The sequence below is a fragment of the Allobosea sp. OAE752 genome, assembly GCF_050433265.1.
Lineage (GTDB): Bacteria > Pseudomonadota > Alphaproteobacteria > Rhizobiales > Beijerinckiaceae > Allobosea > Allobosea spartocytisi.
In genome coordinates, this window is the sequence record NZ_JBNPXO010000001.1 from 449856 (window position 1) to 466094 (window position 16239).

Consider the following 16239-nt stretch of genomic DNA (forward strand, 5'->3'; position numbering starts at 1 on the left):
GCCTCAAACCGCCTCGAAGGCCTGCGCGAGATCCGAGATCAGATCCTCGATGTTCTCGATGCCGACCGAAATGCGGATCAGCGCGTCGGTGAGGCCAATCTCCTCGCGCAGCTCCCGCGCCACGCCGGAATGCGTCATCGCGGCGGGATGCGAGACCAGCGTCTCGGTACCGCCGAGGCTGACCGCGAGCTTCATGATCTGCAGATTGTCGAGCAGAGCGAAAGCCTCCTTTTCGCCGCCCTTGACGTCGAAGGCGAAGGTCGAGCCGGCCGCCGTGCACTGCCGGTCGAAGACGGCCTTGCGCGGATCGCCATCCTTGAGGTTGCCGAGATAGTGGACCCTGGCGACCTTCGGATGGCTCTCCAGATACTCCGCCACCAGCTTGGCGTTCTCGTTGGCGCGGCTCATGCGAATGTCGAGCGTCTCCAGCGAGCGCATCAGCATCCAGCAGGAATTCGGATCGGCTTGCGTACCCAGCGAGCCGCGCCAGGCCTTCACCTGCCGCACCAGCGCCTCGGAGCCGCTGATCGAGCCGCCGACAAGGTCGGAATGGCCGCCGACATATTTGGTCAGCGAGAGCAGCGAGAGGTCGGCGCCCTGCTTCAGCGGCTTCTGGTATTTCGGGCCGAGCATGGTGTTGTCGACGACGACCGGCGGGCGGTGGCCCTGCGACCTCTCCAGTTCGTCCGCGATCATCTTGCAGGCGGCGAGATCGACAAGGCCGTTGGTGGGGTTCGCCGGGGTCTCGACCAGGATCATCGCGACGCGGCCCTTGGCCGCCGCCGCCCGCGCGACATCGCGCATCTGCTCGATGTCGAGCCCGTCGGTGAAGCCGAAGGGCGTGATACCGAAGGCGCCCATCTGGTTCTTCAGCAGGGTCTCGGTGCCGCCATAGAGCGGGCGCGAATGAAGGATCGTGTCGCCCGGCCGCAGGAAGGCGAAGCAGGTCGTCGCGATCGCGGCCATGCCCGAAGCGAAGACGGCGCATTTCTCGGCTTCGTCCCAGATCGCCAGGCGATCCTCGAGGATCTCCATGTTCGGATGGTTGAAGCGCGAATAGACCAGGCCGGGCTTCTCGCCGGGCTTGGGCTGGCGCCGGCCCGAGGTGAAGTCGAAGAAATCCTTGCCCTGCTGGGCATTCTCGAAAACGAAGGTCGAGGTCAGGAAGACCGGCGGCTTGAGCGAGCCCTCCGACATGGCCGGCGAATAGCCGAAGCCCATCATCAGCGTCTCGGGATGAAGCTTGCGGTTGGCGATCCGGTCCTTGTGATAGCTGTCGTCGCTCATGGCTTTCTCCCTCGGCTCCGGCCTGGCCGCTTTGCGACCAGAATAATCCCGCATCGACGCGATTGCTTGGCTGGTCACACTCGCGCTAACGCTCTTCCTGCATGTTTCTGCTCAACACGAGCCAGGATGGAGCATATGATGCTCGATACGATCGACCGCCGCATTCTCGCCCTGCTCCGGGAGGACGGGCGGATCACCAATCAGGAGCTCTCGCAGAAGGTCGGGCTGTCGCCGACCCCCTGCCTGCGCCGCCTCAAGCGGCTGGAGGAGACAGGCGTCATCCAGGGCTATGCCGCGATCGTCGATCCGAAGGCCTATGGGCTGCCCTTCAGCGTCTTCGTCTCGGTCAGGCTGATCCAGCAGAATCAGGAGCATATCGGCGAGTTCGAGAAGGCGATCGAAAGCTGGAGCGAAGTGGCGGAGTGCTACCTCATGACCGGCTCGCAGGATTATCTGCTGCGCGTCGTCACCGATGGCATCGAGGGCTATGAGCGCTTCCTCAAGCAGAAGGTGACGCGGCTGAAATGCATCCAGTCGGTCGAATCCAACTTCGCGCTGGCGACGATCAAGAAGCGCTCCGGCCTGCCGCCGATCTGAATGGTCCTCAGGGGCCGAGCAGTTCTGGCGCTGCCGCCCGGGCCATGCGGTCCTGCTGATGGGCCACGCCGGGCACAGTGATCTCGCGCCATTGCGGGGTGACGCCGAGGCGAGCGGCAACGGCACGGATATCGGCCATGAAATGCTGACCGCGTGCGAACCGGGTTGCTCCCTGCTCCTCGGCGCCGGCCGATCTGTTGAGCTCCCGGTGTTCCGGATTCGTGTCGCGGGCGCCCAGCATGACCGTGACCTGCTTGCCGAGCGCGGCTCGCAAGGTGGCGTCGGTCGCAGGCGTTCCGCCCAGCGAATAGGGATAGGCGAAGCCCCCGGCGGCGGCAGCATCGAGAGGACGGGTGTAATAGCCGGCATTCGCCACGACGGCCCGCGAGAAGCGGGCCTCGGGCATGAGCAGCGCCATCCGGTGCACGAACTGGCCGCCGGCCGAATGCCCGAAGAGCCTGTAGCTCGTGCCTGACGCGCGACCGGCAGCGCGCGCCGCATCGAACAGTCTTTCGACGACGCCGAAGGTCCATTTCGACCGGTCCGGCTGTCCGCGCACGGCGCCCTGCTGGAAAAGCCGGCCCGGGAAACGGGTCTTGTCGAAGCGCGGCGCGGCGATGAGGACGCCATAGCGGTCGGCGGCCTCGATCCAATAATTGCGCGAATTCGCCGCGTTTCGGCCGGCGCCGTGGATCACGATCACCAGCGGGCAGGATTTGGCCGCGCATGCCGCCGGCGTATAGGTCTCGATGTCGATGGCCTTCCAGACGGGATCGTCGAGCGTCCATTCTCCGCGTCCCACATCGGCGAAGAGCCCCGGCGTCGCCGCCATCGCCGTCGCTGGTCCGAGCCAAACGGCGAACGCGAGCAGAACCGCGCCGAGGCGTTTGGAAACCCGCATTCAGCTCTCGCCGCGATCCATGGCGCGGCGCACGACCTGCGTGACCTCGCTATCCGAGAGGAAGAGGTCGTGCCTGAGCAGGCTCCAGCCGCGCCCCGCCGTGTCGGCGACGCGGACGCCCAGCGCATCGAGGCGCTCCCGGTCGGCCGCGCCCGCGCGTGCCACGCCGCCAGCGATGCGGGCGGAAACCGCGAGCGCCCGGTCGCCAGGATCGATGATGACGGTCATGCGCTTCGCCAGTGGCGCGATCCGCTTCACCGTCTGCTCGAAGGCGTCGATATCGACATCGGGTGAGGCGAGCACCACCGAGCCGATCCGCGCGTAGACATCCGGCGAATCGCGCAGCTCGCGCAGGCCTTCCAGCGTCAGAAACGTGCCCATGGAATGAGCCACGATGTGGATGCGCCCGATCGTGGGGTTCGCGACCAGCGCCTGCAAGGTCTCTACGAAGCCGTCGCGCGACCAGAGCGCGCTTTCGCGATCATAGGCATAGTCGAGCAGCTTGCCGCCCGAAGGCCAGGTGAAGAGCGCCGTGCGCCCCTGGAACTTGAGCGAATGCGAAAGCTGCCCGGCGCTGCGGGCGGCGGACTCGAAGGTCTCGTTGTAGCCATGGACATAGAGCAGCACATCGCCGCCATTCGCCGCGTTCGAGAACACGCGCGCAGCATCGGTCGTGGTCTCGCGTTCGATCCCGAGGACCGCCCAGTCGCCGCTCACCGCCGAGGAGACGCGCCCAGCGATGCCGCGCCCCGGCGGCGAGAGCCTCGCCACCGCAAAGGTCAGCGGCCCGCGATCCGACCCGAAATAGGGCGCCACGTTGCCAACCGAACGGCGCGTCGTCATCACAAGCAGGGCCGGATCCTTGCCAAGCGCCGACAAATCCGCCCGCTCCGGCACGGAGAAGGGCGAGACGGTCGCCTCGCTTTGCGCGCAGGCCGTGAGCCCGAGCGGAAGGAGCGAGGCGAAGGCCAGAGAGAAGCGTGAAAAGTCGCGCCTTGTGACAGGCATGGGAGCGGATATCCGGGACAATCGAGAGGGGCCGATCTGGATGATCCGGTCTTAAGGACAGGCTAACGCGGCCAGAATGGGGCGAAACGCCGGGCAAACCCGAAATGCCGGCAGCCCGTGCCTCCACGGTCACATCCGCCCGTCATCGCCTCGTTGCCGACGCTCCTGGCAAAGACGGCTCGTGGCCCTCGGGCCCAGCCGACGAGGCGTCAGCGGCCGCCGGAGATGATCGTGACGGGCGCCGTCACCACCAGCCCGACGGTCGAGCCGACCGTGCCGACCACCCCGCCGGCGATGTCGCCCAGACGGTCGCCCAGTTGCGGGCCGGCGAAGCCGATGCCCTTGTCCTGTCGCAACCTTTCGCCGATGAGCTGCACGACCTTCGGCGAGGAAGCGAATTTGGCGTGGTTCAGGCTGTCGCCCGAAGACACCTCCGAGAGGTCGATGATATGCACGCCGAGCTTCTCCAGCTCGGCGATCGTCGGCGCATCCTTGGTGGAGACAGCGCCGAGCCGGGTCTTGTCGCCGGCGAAGCGGCGGGAGAAATCGAGCGCCCGGTCATCGGCGGAGACGAAGACCGTCACCGGCCGCCGGATCACATTCATCAGGGTCTTGAACACGTCGAGATCGACATCGGGCGCGGCGAGCATCACGTCGCGCAGCTTGCCGCCGAAGGCGCCGTCGCCGCGTATCGCCGCCTGTCGCAAGGTTTCGAGCGTCAGGATCGTGCCCATCGAATGGGCGAGGATGTCCATCCGCCCCGGGCCGATATCCCGGGTGATGCCGCGTAGGTTCGCTTCGAGGAAGTCGCGCGAGTAATAGGCGCTTTCGCGGTCGTAGGGGTAGGCGAGGAGCTGGCCGCGCGAGGGCCAGGAGAACAGCACCGGCACGCCCTTGAAGCCGGAATCGTAGACGATCTGGGCGAAGCGATAGACGGCGTCGGCGAAATTGGTGTTGTAACCGTGGACGAAGACCAGCACGTCGCGCTGGCCGGCCGGGCGGCGCATGATCTCCCGGCGGACGTCGGCGACGACCGGCGCGAGATCGAGGCGCTCGATATTGGTCGCGGTGAAATGCTTGGCCGGATCGCCCGGGCCGGAATCGGGGAGTTCGAGCTCGCCCGGCTTGTGGCTGCGCGGCACGGTGATCTCGAGCTTCGCGAAGGCCAGCTTCGGGGCGCGTTCGCCGTCGAAATAAACCGGCGCCGCCGAGGCTTCACGGGTGGTGGCGACGTAGATCTCGACCTTTCCGGCGATGTCCTGCCGGGGCGCCTGGCTCAGTTCCAGCACGCGCGGCGTGCCGCAGGCAGCCAGCATCAACGGCGCGAGCAACGCCAGAATCAAGACAGGAAGCCGCATCGCCACGCCGATCATCGCCTTGTCGTGTCACCGAACCGGCGAATGTTCAAGATGCGCATGTGACAGGGTCACGACGCGCGATGCGGCAAGGCGCCTTGCCGCCGGCTCCGCCGGCTTGCTAACTGGCGCGATGGTCGACCTCGCCTCCCGCATCGAAACGCTGGCCGACGCCATTCTGGCCGGCGAGCGCGCCGCACTGGCGCGCGCGATCACGCTCACCGAATCGCGGCGGGCCGACCATCGCGAGCAGGCCCAGGCTTTGATCCAGCGACTGCTGCCCCAAACGGGCCGGGCCATCCGGGTCGGGATCACCGGTGTGCCCGGCGTCGGCAAGTCCACCGCCATCGACGCGCTCGGCAGCCAACTGACGGAGAAGGGCCACAAGGTCGCGGTGCTCGCGGTCGACCCCTCCTCGACCCGCACCGGCGGCTCGATCCTCGGCGACAAGACGCGGATGGCGCGGCTTTCCGTCGACCCGAACGCCTATATCCGCCCCTCCCCCTCCTCCGGCACGCTCGGCGGCGTCGCGGCCAAGACGCGCGAGACGATGCTGCTCTGCGAGGCGGCGGGCTTCGACGTCATCCTGGTCGAGACGGTCGGCGTCGGCCAGTCGGAGACGGCTGTCGCCGACCTCACCGATTTCTTCCTCGTGCTGATGCTGCCCAATGCCGGCGACGAATTGCAGGGCATCAAGAAAGGCATCATCGAGCTCGCCGACATGATCGCGGTCAACAAGGCCGATGGCGCCGGCGCGACCGCGGCGCGGGCGGCTGCGGCGCAGTACAAGGCGGCGCTGCATATTCTCGCGCCGGCCTCGCCGCTCTGGTCGACTCCGGTCGTCACCATCTCCGGCCTGACCGGGGAAGGGCTCGATGCGCTCTGGAGCAAGATCGAGGACCATCATCACCGCTTCGAGGCAAAGGGGCTGATCACCGAGAGGCGCCGGCGGCAGGACGTGAAATGGATGTGGGCGATGGTGCAGGACCGGCTGCAAGCCAGGCTCCGGCACGATCCGGCGCTGAAGGCGCGCACGCCGGCACTCGAAGCGGCGGTCGCGGCGGGCGAGCTGGCGCCGACGCTCGCGGCCGACGAGATCGCCCAGGCCTTGGGATTGTGAGGGCGACATGCAGCGCATCGACCTGCTGGTCACCGGGTTCGGCCCGTTTCCGGGCGTCCGGGTCAATCCGACGACGCGACTTGCAGGCGCCATCGCCGCGCGGCTGCGGCATTCGGGCCTGCGCGTGCGCAGCCTCGTGCTCGAGACCAGCTATGCCGCCGGCCTGCCGGCACTTGCGCAGGAGATCGAGACGACCAGGCCAAGAGCGCTGCTGATGCTCGGCCTCGCCGCCCGCGCCCGCCATGTCCGGATCGAGCTTTTCGCACGCGGCCGCTCCAGCTCGCTCCATCCCGACGTCACCGGGCGCGCCGCCACCGGTGCCGCGACGGGCGGCCGCCCTGCCTTGCCCACGCGAACCACCGGGCGTCCCCAGGGCGCGCTCGCCCATCTGCGCCGGCATGCGATCGCCAGCCGGCCCTCGCCCTCGGCCGGGCGCTATCTCTGCGATGCCAGCTATGCCACGGCGTTGCGCCACGCCGCGATGGCGGGACGGCCTGTCTTGTTCGTGCATATACCCTGGCTACGCCCGGCGGCCGGCACCCGCCCGACCAAGCGCGTCGCGGGCTTTCGACCGCGGACGGAGCGATTGACCGCTGCGCTGGCGGCGATCGGACGGAATCTCGCGATCACAGGTCGCTGACGGTCCCGAAACGGCACAGCGGCGCTGGCACGGAGCTTGATCGAGGGAAGCGGCACAGGAGATGTCATGACCCTTTCCCGGCGCTGCCTCTTGGCTGGCGGCCTTCTCAGTCCCATCGCGGCGCATCTGCCCGCGCAGGCGCAGCAGCGCGGTGCCGCGCCGACGCCGCTCGGCCAGCTCGGCCTCGATGCCACGCAATTCGGCCTGCGACCGGGCGCCACCGACGACCAGTCGCAACGCCTTCGGGCGGCGCTTGCCGAGGCGGCCCGCCGTTCCGCCCCGCTGCTGCTGCCGCCCGGCCGCTACCGCGTCAGCCGGGTCGCCCTGCCCGAGGGCACGCGCTTGATCGGCGTGCCGGAGGCGACAAAGCTGGTGACGGCCGATGGCGGGCCTGTCCTGACGGCAAGCAACATCTCCCGCGCAAGCCTTTCCGGCCTCGTGCTCGACGGGCTCGACATCCCCTCGCCGCAACGCTCCGCCCTGCTCGCGGCGGATGCCGTCGGCGAGATCGCGATCGCCGAGCTCGCCTTCGCCAATGCCGGCTCCGTCGGCTTGACGCTGAACCGCTGCGGCGGGCGCATCACGGCGAGCAGCTTCCGCAAGATGCGCGACGCCGCGCTGTTCTCGCTGGATTCGCGCGGGCTGACGATCGAGGGCAATGCCGTCGCCGATTGCGGCAATAACGGCATCCAGATCTGGCGCAGCGAGGCCGGGGACGACCGCTCGATCCTGCGCGGCAACCGCGTCGAGCGCATCCGGGCCGATGCCGGCGGCGACGGGCAGAACGGCAACGGCATCAGCCTCTATCGCGCGGGCGGCATCATCATCGAAGGCAACCAGCTCCGCGACTGCGCCATGACCTTCATCCGCAACAATTCCGGTTCGGGCGTGCAGATCCTCGGCAATCAGGGGCGGCGCTGCGGGGAGGCCGGGCTCTATTCCGAATTCGCCTTCGAGGGCGCGATCATGGCGAATAACCTGATCGAGGATTGCGCGCAGGGCGCCAACATCACCAATCTCGACCATGGCGGGCGGCTCGCCGTCTTCGCCAACAACATCGTCCGCAACGCCCGGAAGGCGGTCGCGCCGAACGGCAAGGGGCCCGTCGGCGGCATCGGCGTCCATGTCGAGGCGGAAGCCGCCGTCACCGGCAACGTCATCGAGAACGCCAGCGAGACCGGCATCTCGCTGGGCTGGTCCTGGGGCATGCGCAATCTCGCCGCCACCGGCAACATCATCCGCAAGACCGGTATCGGCATCTCGATCTCGCTGGTGCCGAAGGAGCGCAATGCGCTGATCGCCAACAACCTCATCGCCGAGGCGCGGAACGGCGCCGTGATCGGCAGCGAATACGGCAAGCCGGTCACCGGCGACCTGACGAAAGCTCCCGATGCGCGGGCGGCCGGCATCAGGGTCGAGAACAACGCGGTCAGTTAGGATCGCCGCCTTTTCGAAGGAACCCGGTTATCCCGGGTCTTCGCTTCGCTCCGCCCGGGACGACCCGCGCTTCCGTGGAAAAACGACAGGTCTTAGCCAGCCGGCGCCCTCACTCGGCCGACCTCGGTGCCGTTCCAGTTCTTCAGTACGGCCTCTCGCAGCGGCGCGAAGGCCACTTGCGTCGATTCATCCATCGGCAGGAAGCGACCGATCAGCGCCGCCAGCGCGACCTCGGCGGCACGCCCGGCGCCATCGTCGCATTTGAGCGCGATGCCATAGCCCAGCTCCGGCAGGGCCGCGCAGTAGACGCCCTCGGCCCCTGTCTTGGTGAAGGCACGCGCGCCGAGCAGGCTCATCAGCCTTGTGTCGAAACGGTCCGTTCCCGCCACCATGAAGGGATGCGCCGCCGCAGCGGCGCGGATGCGCGCGGCTGCCCTGGCGCGCTCCGGGCCGAAGCCGTGACCGGTGCCGAGCCGGGCGAAGCCGAGCGCCAGCGCCTTGAGCGGCACGGCATAGGAGGGGATCGAGCAACCGTCGATGCCCATGCGGTCGCTGGAATGCTCGGCGCCGGTCACCTCTTCAAGGGCGCCGTGCACGGCCTGCTGGACCGCATGACCCTGCTTCACATAGCCGGCGGGATCCTCGTCCAGCGCGCAGGAGAGGCAGACGAAGCCGGCATGCTTGCCGGAGCAGTTGTTGTTGAGCGCGCTGGGCTCGGCGCCCGATTTGGCCAGGGCGCGCGCCGCAGCCTCGCCCATCGGCCAATGCGCGCCGCATTCGAGGCAGCCGGCATCGCGGCCGGCCTTCTTCAGCATGGCCAGCGAGGTCTCGGCGTGGAGCGGCTCGCCGGAATGCGAGGAGACGGCAAGCGCGATCTCCGCCTCGGTCAGCCCGTAGCGGTCTGCGGCGCCGCTCTCGATCAATGGCAGGCCCTGAATCGCCTTGACGGCCGAGCGCGGGAAGACGGGGCGCTCGACATCCCCCGTGGAGAACACCACGCCGCCCTCGGCATCGATGACGATCGCCGCACCGCGATGGCGCGATTCGACGGTGTTGCCGCGCGTGACTTCGGCGAGAACAGGGTTTTCCATGGCGACCTCCAGTGCCCAATCGATGGGCGCATCGCTTTTGCCGCCGGCCGCCCGGGCTGTCAAAAGCAGTGGCGAAAAAGCTCCGCTGCTGCCACGGTGCGAACCATGGACCAGACCATGACGACCCCCGACTACGAAGCCGAATACAACAACCGCGCCCGGGTGCCCGAGCATCCCGGCATCATCGCCGGCTGGCAGGAAGACGCCGCCGCCTACCGCACCACCGCGCTCTGCGAGCTCGGCATCTCCTACGGCGCCGGCGAGCGCCAGCTCTACGACATCTTCAAGCCCGAGACGGTGCGCGGCAACGCGCTCGTCATGTTCATCCATGGCGGCTACTGGCAGGCGCTCGACCGCAGCTTCTTCTCGCATATGGCGCGCGGGCTTAACCGGCTGGGCCTGCCCGTCGCCGTCGTCGGCTACGACCTCTGCCCACAGGTCCATCTCGGCCATATCGTCTGGGAATTGCAGCAGGCGGCCGCCGCGCTGTGGCGACGCTTCGGCCTGCCGGTGGTCGCGACCGGGCATTCGGCGGGCGGCCATCTCTCGGCCTGCACGCTGGCGACCAACTGGCACAATGTCGGTTCCGACCTGCCCGACCGGCTGGTGCCGGCCGCCTATGGCATCTCGGGACTCTACAACCTGAAACCCCTGACCGAGACCAGCATCAACACCGCGCTCGGCCTCGACATGGAGGCGGCGGAGCGGGAGAGCCCGCTGTTCTGGCCGGCACCGTCGCGGCTGACGATGGACGCCGTCGTCGGCGGCGCTGAAAGCGACGAGTACCACAAGCAGAGCCGCCGCCTCGTCGATGTCTGGGGGCTGGAAGGCGTGCAGACGCGCTATGAGGAGATCGAAGGCGCGAACCATTTCACCGTCATCGACGGCCTCACCGACCCCGACAATCCGATGACGCGGCGGATCGCGGCGCTCGCCGGCGCTTGATCTCGGGGCACTGGGAGTTCTATCCAGTCCGCAGAGAGTTTCGGAGCGCGCGATGCAGACCTTCTTCGTCGAGATCAAATGCAAGCTCGGCAAGACCTATGAGGTCGCCAGCGAACTGGCCGATCGCGAGATCGCCTCCGAGATCTACTCGACCGCCGGCAATTACGACATCCTGGCCAAGTTCCACGTCGCAGCCGATGTCGATATCGGCCATTTCGTCGCGCAGAAGGTGCAGTCGATCCCCGAGATCGCCGACACCCATACGATCATCACCTTCAAGGCGTTCTGACCGGCCGGCGCCGACCCTGGATTTGTCTCTACGGCTTCGCGTTCCGACTCAGCAGGAAATTTGCTGAATCGATTCCACGTCTTGTGCGTGATCCCTCGCACACCGTCTCAACGGCTTGCCAAACTGATTCAAGCGACCCTTTCCACCGAAGGGCCGATGCGACCGGCACGGCCCTGTCTCCCGAAGCACCGTTTCCCTCACGGAGAAGCTGCCAGCGGCATCCCGGCGGCTTGACGGCATGGGGGCTTTCGCGCGACCAGCATCCTTCGGACTGCAGGGACCATCGCGCCATGAAAAGCACGCTCTCCACAGATCTGCGCTCGGGCGCGCTCGTCTATCACCGCCAGCCGCGGCCCGGTAAGCTCGAGATCCAGGCGACCAAGCCGCTGGGCAACCAGCGCGACCTCGCACTCGCCTATTCCCCCGGCGTCGCTGCCGCCTGCGAGGCGATCGTCGACGATCCGTCGGAAGCGGCCGAGCTCACCTCGCGCCAGAACCTCGTCGCCGTCATCACCAACGGCACCGCCGTGCTCGGCCTCGGCGATATCGGGCCGCTGGCGTCGAAGCCGGTGATGGAGGGCAAGGCGGTCCTGTTCAAGAAATTCGCCGGCATCGACTGTTTCGACATCGAGGTCGAGCAGAAGAATATCGAGAAATTCGTCGAGGTGGTCGCCGCGCTGGAACCGACCTTCGGCGGCATCAATCTCGAGGACATCAAGGGTCCGGAGTGCTTCGAGATCGAGGAGCAACTCAAGGCCCGGATGAAGATCCCCGTCTTCCATGACGACCAGCACGGCACGGCGATCATCGTCGGCGCGGCGGTGCTGAACGGGCTCGACCTCGCCGCCAAGAAGATCGCCGACGTCAAGATCGTCGTCTCGGGCGCCGGCGCGGCGGCGCTGGCCTGCACCAACCTGCTGGTGGAGCTCGGCGCGCAGCGCAAGAACATCTGGATCACGGACCTCGAAGGCGTGGTCTATGAGGGCCGCAACACGCTGATGGACCGCTGGAAGGAGGTCTATGCGCAGAAGACCGACGCCCGCACGCTGAACGACGTCATCGGCGATGCCGACATCTTTCTCGGCCTCTCCGCCGCGGGCGTGCTGAAGCCGGAGATGGCCAAGCGCATGGCGCCGAAGCCGCTGATCCTGGCGCTCGCCAACCCCAATCCCGAGATCACGCCGGAGGACGCGCTGGCCGTGCGCCCCGATGCGATGATCTGCACCGGCCGCTCGGACTATCCGAACCAGGTCAACAACGTCCTGTGCTTCCCTTATATCTTCCGCGGCGCGCTCGACGTGCAGGCGACGACGATCAACGAAGCGATGAAGCTCGCGGCCGTGCGTGCCATCGCCGCGCTCGCCCGCGAGGCGTCCTCGGATGTGGCTGCACGCGCCTATGGCGGGGAGACCTCGACCTTCGGCGCGACATCGCTGATCCCGAATCCCTTCGATCCGCGCCTGATCATGCGCATCGCCCCGGCCGTGGCCGAAGCCGCCATGGCGACGGGCGTCGCGCGCAAGCCGCTGGTCGACATCGAGGCCTATCGCGAGCAGCTCTCGCGCTTCGTCTTCCGCTCGGGCTTCCTGATGAAGCCGTTGTTCCAGCAGGCCAAGGCCGACCCCAAGCGCGTGATCTATGCCGAGGGCGAGGATGAGCGCGTGCTGCGCGCCGCCCAGGTCGCACTGGAGGAAGGGCTCGCCATCCCGATCCTGATCGGCCGCCCCAGCGTGATCGAGACGCGCATCCAGCGCTTCGGCCTGTCGCTGAAGCCCGGCGTCGATTTCGAGATCGTGAACCCGGAGGACGATCCGCGCTATCGCGACTACGTCCAGACCTATCTCGACATCGCCGGCCGGCGCGGCATCACGCCCGATGCGGCGCGCGCGCTGGTGCGCACCAACAACACCGTGATCGCGGCGCTGGCCGTGGCGCGCGGCGAGGCGGATGCGATGATCAGCGGCCTCGAAGGCCGGTTCATGTCGCGACTGCGGCACATCAAGGACATCATCGGGCTGGCGCCGGGTGTCTGCGACCTCGCGGCGATGACACTGATCATCACCAACAAGGGCGCCTTCTTCCTCGGCGACACCCATGTGAAGCACGATCCGACGGCGGAGGAGATCGCCGACATGACCGTGCTGGCGGCGAGCCATGTCCAGCGCTTCGGCCTGGAGCCGAAGATCGCGCTGCTGTCGCATTCCGATTTCGGCGCCGCCGACACACCGAGCTCGCTCAAGATGCGCAAGGCGCTGAAGCTGATCCGCGAGCGCGCGCCCAACCTCGAATGCGACGGCGAGATGGAGGCCGATACCGCGCTGGTGCCGATGATCCGCGAGCGCGTCCTGCCTTCCTCGACGCTGAAGGACGTGGCCAACGTCCTGATCTTCCCCAATCTCGACGCGGCGAACATCTCCTATCAGTTCGCCAAGGTGATGGCGGACGCACTGCCGGTCGGGCCGATCCTGATGGGCACGGCGAAGCCCGCGCATATCCTCACCGGCTCGGTCACCGCGCGCGGCGTCGTCAACATGACGGCCGTGGCGGTGGTCGAGGCGCAGGAGCGCGCGGCCGCGATAGCCGCCACCCCGTAGCGGACACCGGATCGGCTGGAGCTGTCGGGCATGGTAGCCACTATCGGGGCCGCCCTCCGGTCAGGAGCGCTTGCGCTCGCGGGCGCCTTCTGGCTGGCGGCGACGATGTCGACAGGCGCGCAGGAGCCGTTTCGCGAGGATAACGGCTTTCTCCGGGCCCGCATCGACGGCCGCGAGATCCGTCTGGAGTCGCTGATCATCCGCCCTGAGGGGATCGACGGCCGGCTGCCGCTCGCACTGATCACGCACGGCAAATCGGCGACGGGCTCCCGGATGGGCGACCTGCACGCCGTCCAATATAGGTCGATCGCGCGGGATCTCGCCCGCCGTGGCTGGATAGCCGCTATCGTCATCCGCCGCGGCTTCGGCCAATCGGACGGCCCCTTTTCCGGCGAAGGGGCGGGCTGCGGATTACCCGATATGACGCGGCGTTTCGACAGCGAGGCGAAGGAGCTCGAGGCGGCGCTCGAGACGCTGCGAGAACGCCCCGATGTCGATCCCGATCGGATCATCGCACTCGGCGAATCCGCCGGCGGCGCGGCGATCATGGCGCTGGCCCAACGCAAGCCCCCAGGCCTGAAGGCGGTGATCAACGTCGCCGGTGGCCTGAACTTCGACGAATGCGTCGAGAAAGGCCGCGACGCGCTCGTCGAGACCGTCCGGCACTGGTCCTGGCAGGAGACCGTGCCGCAGCTCTGGGTCTATGCCGCCAACGACGAACTCTTCCCGCCACCCCTCGTCGACCGCATGCGCGCCGCTGCGCTCGACCGTGGCGGGAACGTGCGCCTGATCACGCTGCCGGAGATCAAGCCACGCGGCCATGCGCTTCTCCAGAACAACCAGGCCCGTTTCGTCTGGCTTCGGGAGATGGACGCCTCGCTTCGCGCATGGAAGCTGCCGACGCTGCCTACGGGGCGCCCGCAAGCGGAATTCGAGCGCCTCGGCCTCGAAAAGGGCGCCCCCACATTCGAGGATTACTTCAGCGCGCCCGGCGACAAGGCGATGGCTTTCAGCAAGGCCAGCAAGACATTCAACTACCGGTACGGCGAGAAAGATCTGGAGCAGGCGCGCCAGACCGCACTGACCGCATGCCGCAAGAAGGCCGAGGATTGCGCCATTGTCTTCGAGAACAATCGCGCCACCGGAGCGCGCTGACGAGGCGGGGGTCTCCTTCCCGCTTGGCAGGCGGGACGCGTCGCGTTCTAATCTCCTGAGTCGGGCAGCGCTCGCGCCGGTGCCCGGCGCCAGGGGAGGCTGATTTGCTCGACGTCACCCGCCGCCACGCTCCCTTCGCCTTCGCCGCCCTGCTCGCGACTTTACGTGCCGCGGCGGCGCAAGGGTCGGTGATCTTCCACCGCGGCAATGACGGCGACCCGGAGACGCTCGATCCGCACCGGACCTCGACCGTGGCGGAAGCGCATCTGCTGCGCGACCTGCGCGAAGGCCTCGTCATCCACAATATGAGGGGCGAGGTCGTGCCCGGCGTCGCCGAGAGCTGGACGGCCAGCCCCGATGGCAAGCTCTGGCGCTTCAGCCTGCGGGCCAACGCGAAATGGTCGAACGGCGACCCGCTCAGAGCGAGCGACTTCGTCTATTCGTTCAAGCGGATCCTCGATCCCGAGACCGGCGCCAAATACGCCAACCTGCTCTATCCGATCCGCAAGGCCGAGGCGATCCACAAGGCCGCCACAGGTTCCTCGCTCGACGAACTCGGCGTACGGGCGCCGGACGAGCGGACGCTGGAGATCGAACTGGAGCGACCGACGCCCTATCTGCTCGAGCTCCTGACCCATCAGAGCGCCCTGCCGGTCCATCCGGCGACGGCCGCGAAGGCCGGGCTCGCTCCGGCCGATCCGCGAAGCTGGGTCACGAACGGCGCCTATAGGCTCAAGGAATTCATCCCGAACTCGCATATCCGGCTCGACCGCAATCCGCATTTCCACGACGCGGCGGATGTGAAGATCGATACGGTGATCTTCTATCCGGCGCCGGACCTCGCGGCGGCGGCGCGGCGCTTCCAGGCCGGCGAGCTGCAATTGACGACCGACATCCCGGCCGAGCAATTCAAGGAACTGCGCCGCAAGCTCGGCGAGCAAGTGCGGATCGGCCCCTATCTCGCGACCTATTTCCTGATCATCAACACGGCCAAGCAGCCCTTCGACGACCCTCGCGTCAGGCGGGCGCTTTCCCTCCAGATCGACCGGGATTTCATCGCCGACCGGATCTGGGGCGGCACGATGCTGCCGGCCTATGGCGTGATCCCGCCCCATATCGGCAATTACGGCGAGCGGGCGGAGATGGATTTCCGCTACGCATCGGTGCTCGAACGCGAGGACGAGGCGAAGCAGCTCCTCGCCGCGGCCGGGTTCGGCAACGGCGTGCCGCTCCATATCGAATTGCGCTTCAACACCACCGACAACAACCGGCACACCGCCGAGGCGATCGCGGAGCAATGGCACGCCATCGGCGTCGAGACGCGCTTCGTCGAGACGGATTTCCGCACGCATTTCGCCTATCTGCGCGATGGTGGCGATTTCGACGTCGCCCGCTATGGCTGGATCGGCGACTATTCCGACCCGCAGAACTTCCTGTTCCTGTTCCAGAGCGACAATGCCGGCTTCAACATCGGCAAATACGCCAATCCCCGCTTCGACGCGCTGATGAAGCTCGCCGCCGACGAACTCGACATCGCCAGGCGCGCCGCGATCCTGCGCGAGGCCGACAGCATCGTCACCACCGAGCAGCCCTGGATTCCGGTGCTGCACTATTCGACGAAGAATCTGGTCTCGCCGAAGCTCGCCGGCTTCGGGCAGAACCTGCGCGGCGCGATCCCGACGCGGTTCCTGAGCCTGAAAGCCTGAGCCTGCGCCCTGCAAGCGGCGCCGGGCGGCAATCCGCCCTTATCGCTCGCGCCCGGCTCGCGGTTTCGCTAGGAAGGAACGGCTTTCCGTCCCCCCTAGCAGAGTCCGCATTCC

Annotated in this window: 14 protein-coding genes; 9 read left to right on the forward strand and 5 right to left on the reverse strand. The window is 67.5% G+C overall.

Annotated elements, in window-relative coordinates:
* Nucleotides 1–3 precede the first annotated feature (3 nt).
* Entirely contained in the window at nucleotides 4–1287 is a 1284-nt protein-coding gene (locus GGC47_RS02110) for a cystathionine gamma-synthase family protein (RefSeq protein ID WP_429066715.1), read from the reverse strand.
* Between the two features lie 126 nt (nucleotides 1288–1413).
* Here GGC47_RS02110 and GGC47_RS02115 point away from each other — a divergent pair, with 126 nt between their 5' ends.
* On the forward strand, nucleotides 1414–1884 hold the full coding sequence (locus GGC47_RS02115) for an Lrp/AsnC family transcriptional regulator (RefSeq protein ID WP_429066716.1): 471 nt from the start codon (nucleotides 1414–1416) through the stop codon (nucleotides 1882–1884).
* A 7-nt stretch (nucleotides 1885–1891) separates the two neighbouring features.
* Here the strand turns inward: GGC47_RS02115 and GGC47_RS02120 are convergent, their stop codons facing one another.
* The 3 genes from GGC47_RS02120 to GGC47_RS02130 form a co-directional block, all read right to left on the reverse strand.
* Nucleotides 1892–2785: an alpha/beta hydrolase family protein gene (locus GGC47_RS02120; protein WP_429066718.1), complete on the reverse strand. Its 894-nt coding sequence runs from the start codon at nucleotides 2783–2785 to the stop codon at nucleotides 1892–1894.
* On the reverse strand, nucleotides 2786–3793 hold the full coding sequence (locus GGC47_RS02125; protein ID WP_038361362.1) for an alpha/beta hydrolase: 1008 nt from the start codon (nucleotides 3791–3793) through the stop codon (nucleotides 2786–2788).
* 209 nt (nucleotides 3794–4002) lie between these two features.
* On the reverse strand, nucleotides 4003–5151 hold the full coding sequence (locus GGC47_RS02130) for an alpha/beta hydrolase (protein ID WP_185747785.1): 1149 nt from the start codon (nucleotides 5149–5151) through the stop codon (nucleotides 4003–4005).
* Nucleotides 5152–5281: 130 nt separating this feature from the next.
* On the opposite strand from GGC47_RS02130, the gene meaB reads away from it, so the two are divergent.
* From meaB to GGC47_RS02145, 3 genes are all read left to right on the forward strand, one after another.
* A complete protein-coding gene (gene meaB, locus GGC47_RS02135; RefSeq protein WP_142020550.1) occupies nucleotides 5282–6268 on the forward strand; it encodes a methylmalonyl Co-A mutase-associated GTPase MeaB in 987 nt (328 codons plus the stop codon).
* A 7-nt stretch (nucleotides 6269–6275) separates the two neighbouring features.
* Nucleotides 6276–6908 carry a pyroglutamyl-peptidase I family protein gene (locus GGC47_RS02140; RefSeq protein ID WP_038361357.1) on the forward strand — a complete coding sequence of 211 codons (633 nt, stop codon included), beginning with the start codon at nucleotides 6276–6278 and terminating at the stop codon, nucleotides 6906–6908.
* 66 nt (nucleotides 6909–6974) lie between these two features.
* On the forward strand, nucleotides 6975–8345 hold the full coding sequence (locus tag GGC47_RS02145) for a TIGR03808 family TAT-translocated repetitive protein (RefSeq protein ID WP_142020270.1): 1371 nt from the start codon (nucleotides 6975–6977) through the stop codon (nucleotides 8343–8345).
* A gap of 92 nt (nucleotides 8346–8437) precedes the next feature.
* Here the strand turns inward: GGC47_RS02145 and GGC47_RS02150 are convergent, their stop codons facing one another.
* On the reverse strand, nucleotides 8438–9436 hold the full coding sequence (locus tag GGC47_RS02150; protein WP_142020269.1) for an asparaginase: 999 nt from the start codon (nucleotides 9434–9436) through the stop codon (nucleotides 8438–8440).
* A gap of 117 nt (nucleotides 9437–9553) precedes the next feature.
* Here GGC47_RS02150 and GGC47_RS02155 point away from each other — a divergent pair, with 117 nt between their 5' ends.
* From GGC47_RS02155 to GGC47_RS02175, 5 genes are all read left to right on the forward strand, one after another.
* Entirely contained in the window at nucleotides 9554–10381 is an 828-nt protein-coding gene (locus GGC47_RS02155) for an alpha/beta hydrolase (RefSeq protein ID WP_133562004.1), read from the forward strand.
* 52 nt (nucleotides 10382–10433) lie between these two features.
* Nucleotides 10434–10670 (forward strand): Lrp/AsnC ligand binding domain-containing protein, encoded by a 237-nt coding sequence (locus GGC47_RS02160; RefSeq protein WP_038361355.1) that lies wholly within the window; start codon nucleotides 10434–10436, stop codon nucleotides 10668–10670.
* Nucleotides 10671–10960: 290 nt separating this feature from the next.
* Nucleotides 10961–13264 (forward strand): NADP-dependent malic enzyme, encoded by a 2304-nt coding sequence (locus tag GGC47_RS02165; protein WP_038361350.1) that lies wholly within the window; start codon nucleotides 10961–10963, stop codon nucleotides 13262–13264.
* Between the two features lie 30 nt (nucleotides 13265–13294).
* Complete coding sequence (locus GGC47_RS02170) at nucleotides 13295–14419, forward strand: alpha/beta hydrolase family protein (protein WP_038361347.1); 1125 nt, start codon at nucleotides 13295–13297, stop codon at nucleotides 14417–14419.
* A 104-nt stretch (nucleotides 14420–14523) separates the two neighbouring features.
* The gene (locus tag GGC47_RS02175; protein ID WP_142020268.1) at nucleotides 14524–16125 is read left to right on the forward strand and encodes a peptide ABC transporter substrate-binding protein; all 1602 of its coding nucleotides are present in this window, start codon (nucleotides 14524–14526) and stop codon (nucleotides 16123–16125) included.
* The last annotated feature ends 114 nt before the right edge of the window (nucleotides 16126–16239 follow it).

Bases quoted from the DNA above. Each gene is read 5' to 3' on its own strand.
- GGC47_RS02115 (WP_429066716.1), top strand. From the start codon at position 1,414: ATGGAGCATATGATGCTCGATACGATCGACCGCCGCATTCTCGCCCTG.
- GGC47_RS02170 (WP_038361347.1), top strand. From the start codon at position 13,295: ATGGTAGCCACTATCGGGGCCGCCCTCCGGTCAGGAGCGCTTGCGCTC.
- GGC47_RS02155 (WP_133562004.1), top strand. From the start codon at position 9,554: ATGACGACCCCCGACTACGAAGCCGAATACAACAACCGCGCCCGGGTG.
- meaB (WP_142020550.1), top strand. From the start codon at position 5,282: ATGGTCGACCTCGCCTCCCGCATCGAAACGCTGGCCGACGCCATTCTG.
- GGC47_RS02140 (WP_038361357.1), top strand. From the start codon at position 6,276: ATGCAGCGCATCGACCTGCTGGTCACCGGGTTCGGCCCGTTTCCGGGC.
- GGC47_RS02125 (WP_038361362.1), bottom strand. From the start codon at position 3,793: ATGCCTGTCACAAGGCGCGACTTTTCACGCTTCTCTCTGGCCTTCGCC.
- GGC47_RS02150 (WP_142020269.1), bottom strand. From the start codon at position 9,436: ATGGAAAACCCTGTTCTCGCCGAAGTCACGCGCGGCAACACCGTCGAA.
- GGC47_RS02120 (WP_429066718.1), bottom strand. From the start codon at position 2,785: ATGCGGGTTTCCAAACGCCTCGGCGCGGTTCTGCTCGCGTTCGCCGTT.
- GGC47_RS02160 (WP_038361355.1), top strand. From the start codon at position 10,434: ATGCAGACCTTCTTCGTCGAGATCAAATGCAAGCTCGGCAAGACCTAT.
- GGC47_RS02145 (WP_142020270.1), top strand. From the start codon at position 6,975: ATGACCCTTTCCCGGCGCTGCCTCTTGGCTGGCGGCCTTCTCAGTCCC.
- GGC47_RS02165 (WP_038361350.1), top strand. From the start codon at position 10,961: ATGAAAAGCACGCTCTCCACAGATCTGCGCTCGGGCGCGCTCGTCTAT.
- GGC47_RS02130 (WP_185747785.1), bottom strand. From the start codon at position 5,151: ATGCGGCTTCCTGTCTTGATTCTGGCGTTGCTCGCGCCGTTGATGCTG.
- GGC47_RS02110 (WP_429066715.1), bottom strand. From the start codon at position 1,287: ATGAGCGACGACAGCTATCACAAGGACCGGATCGCCAACCGCAAGCTT.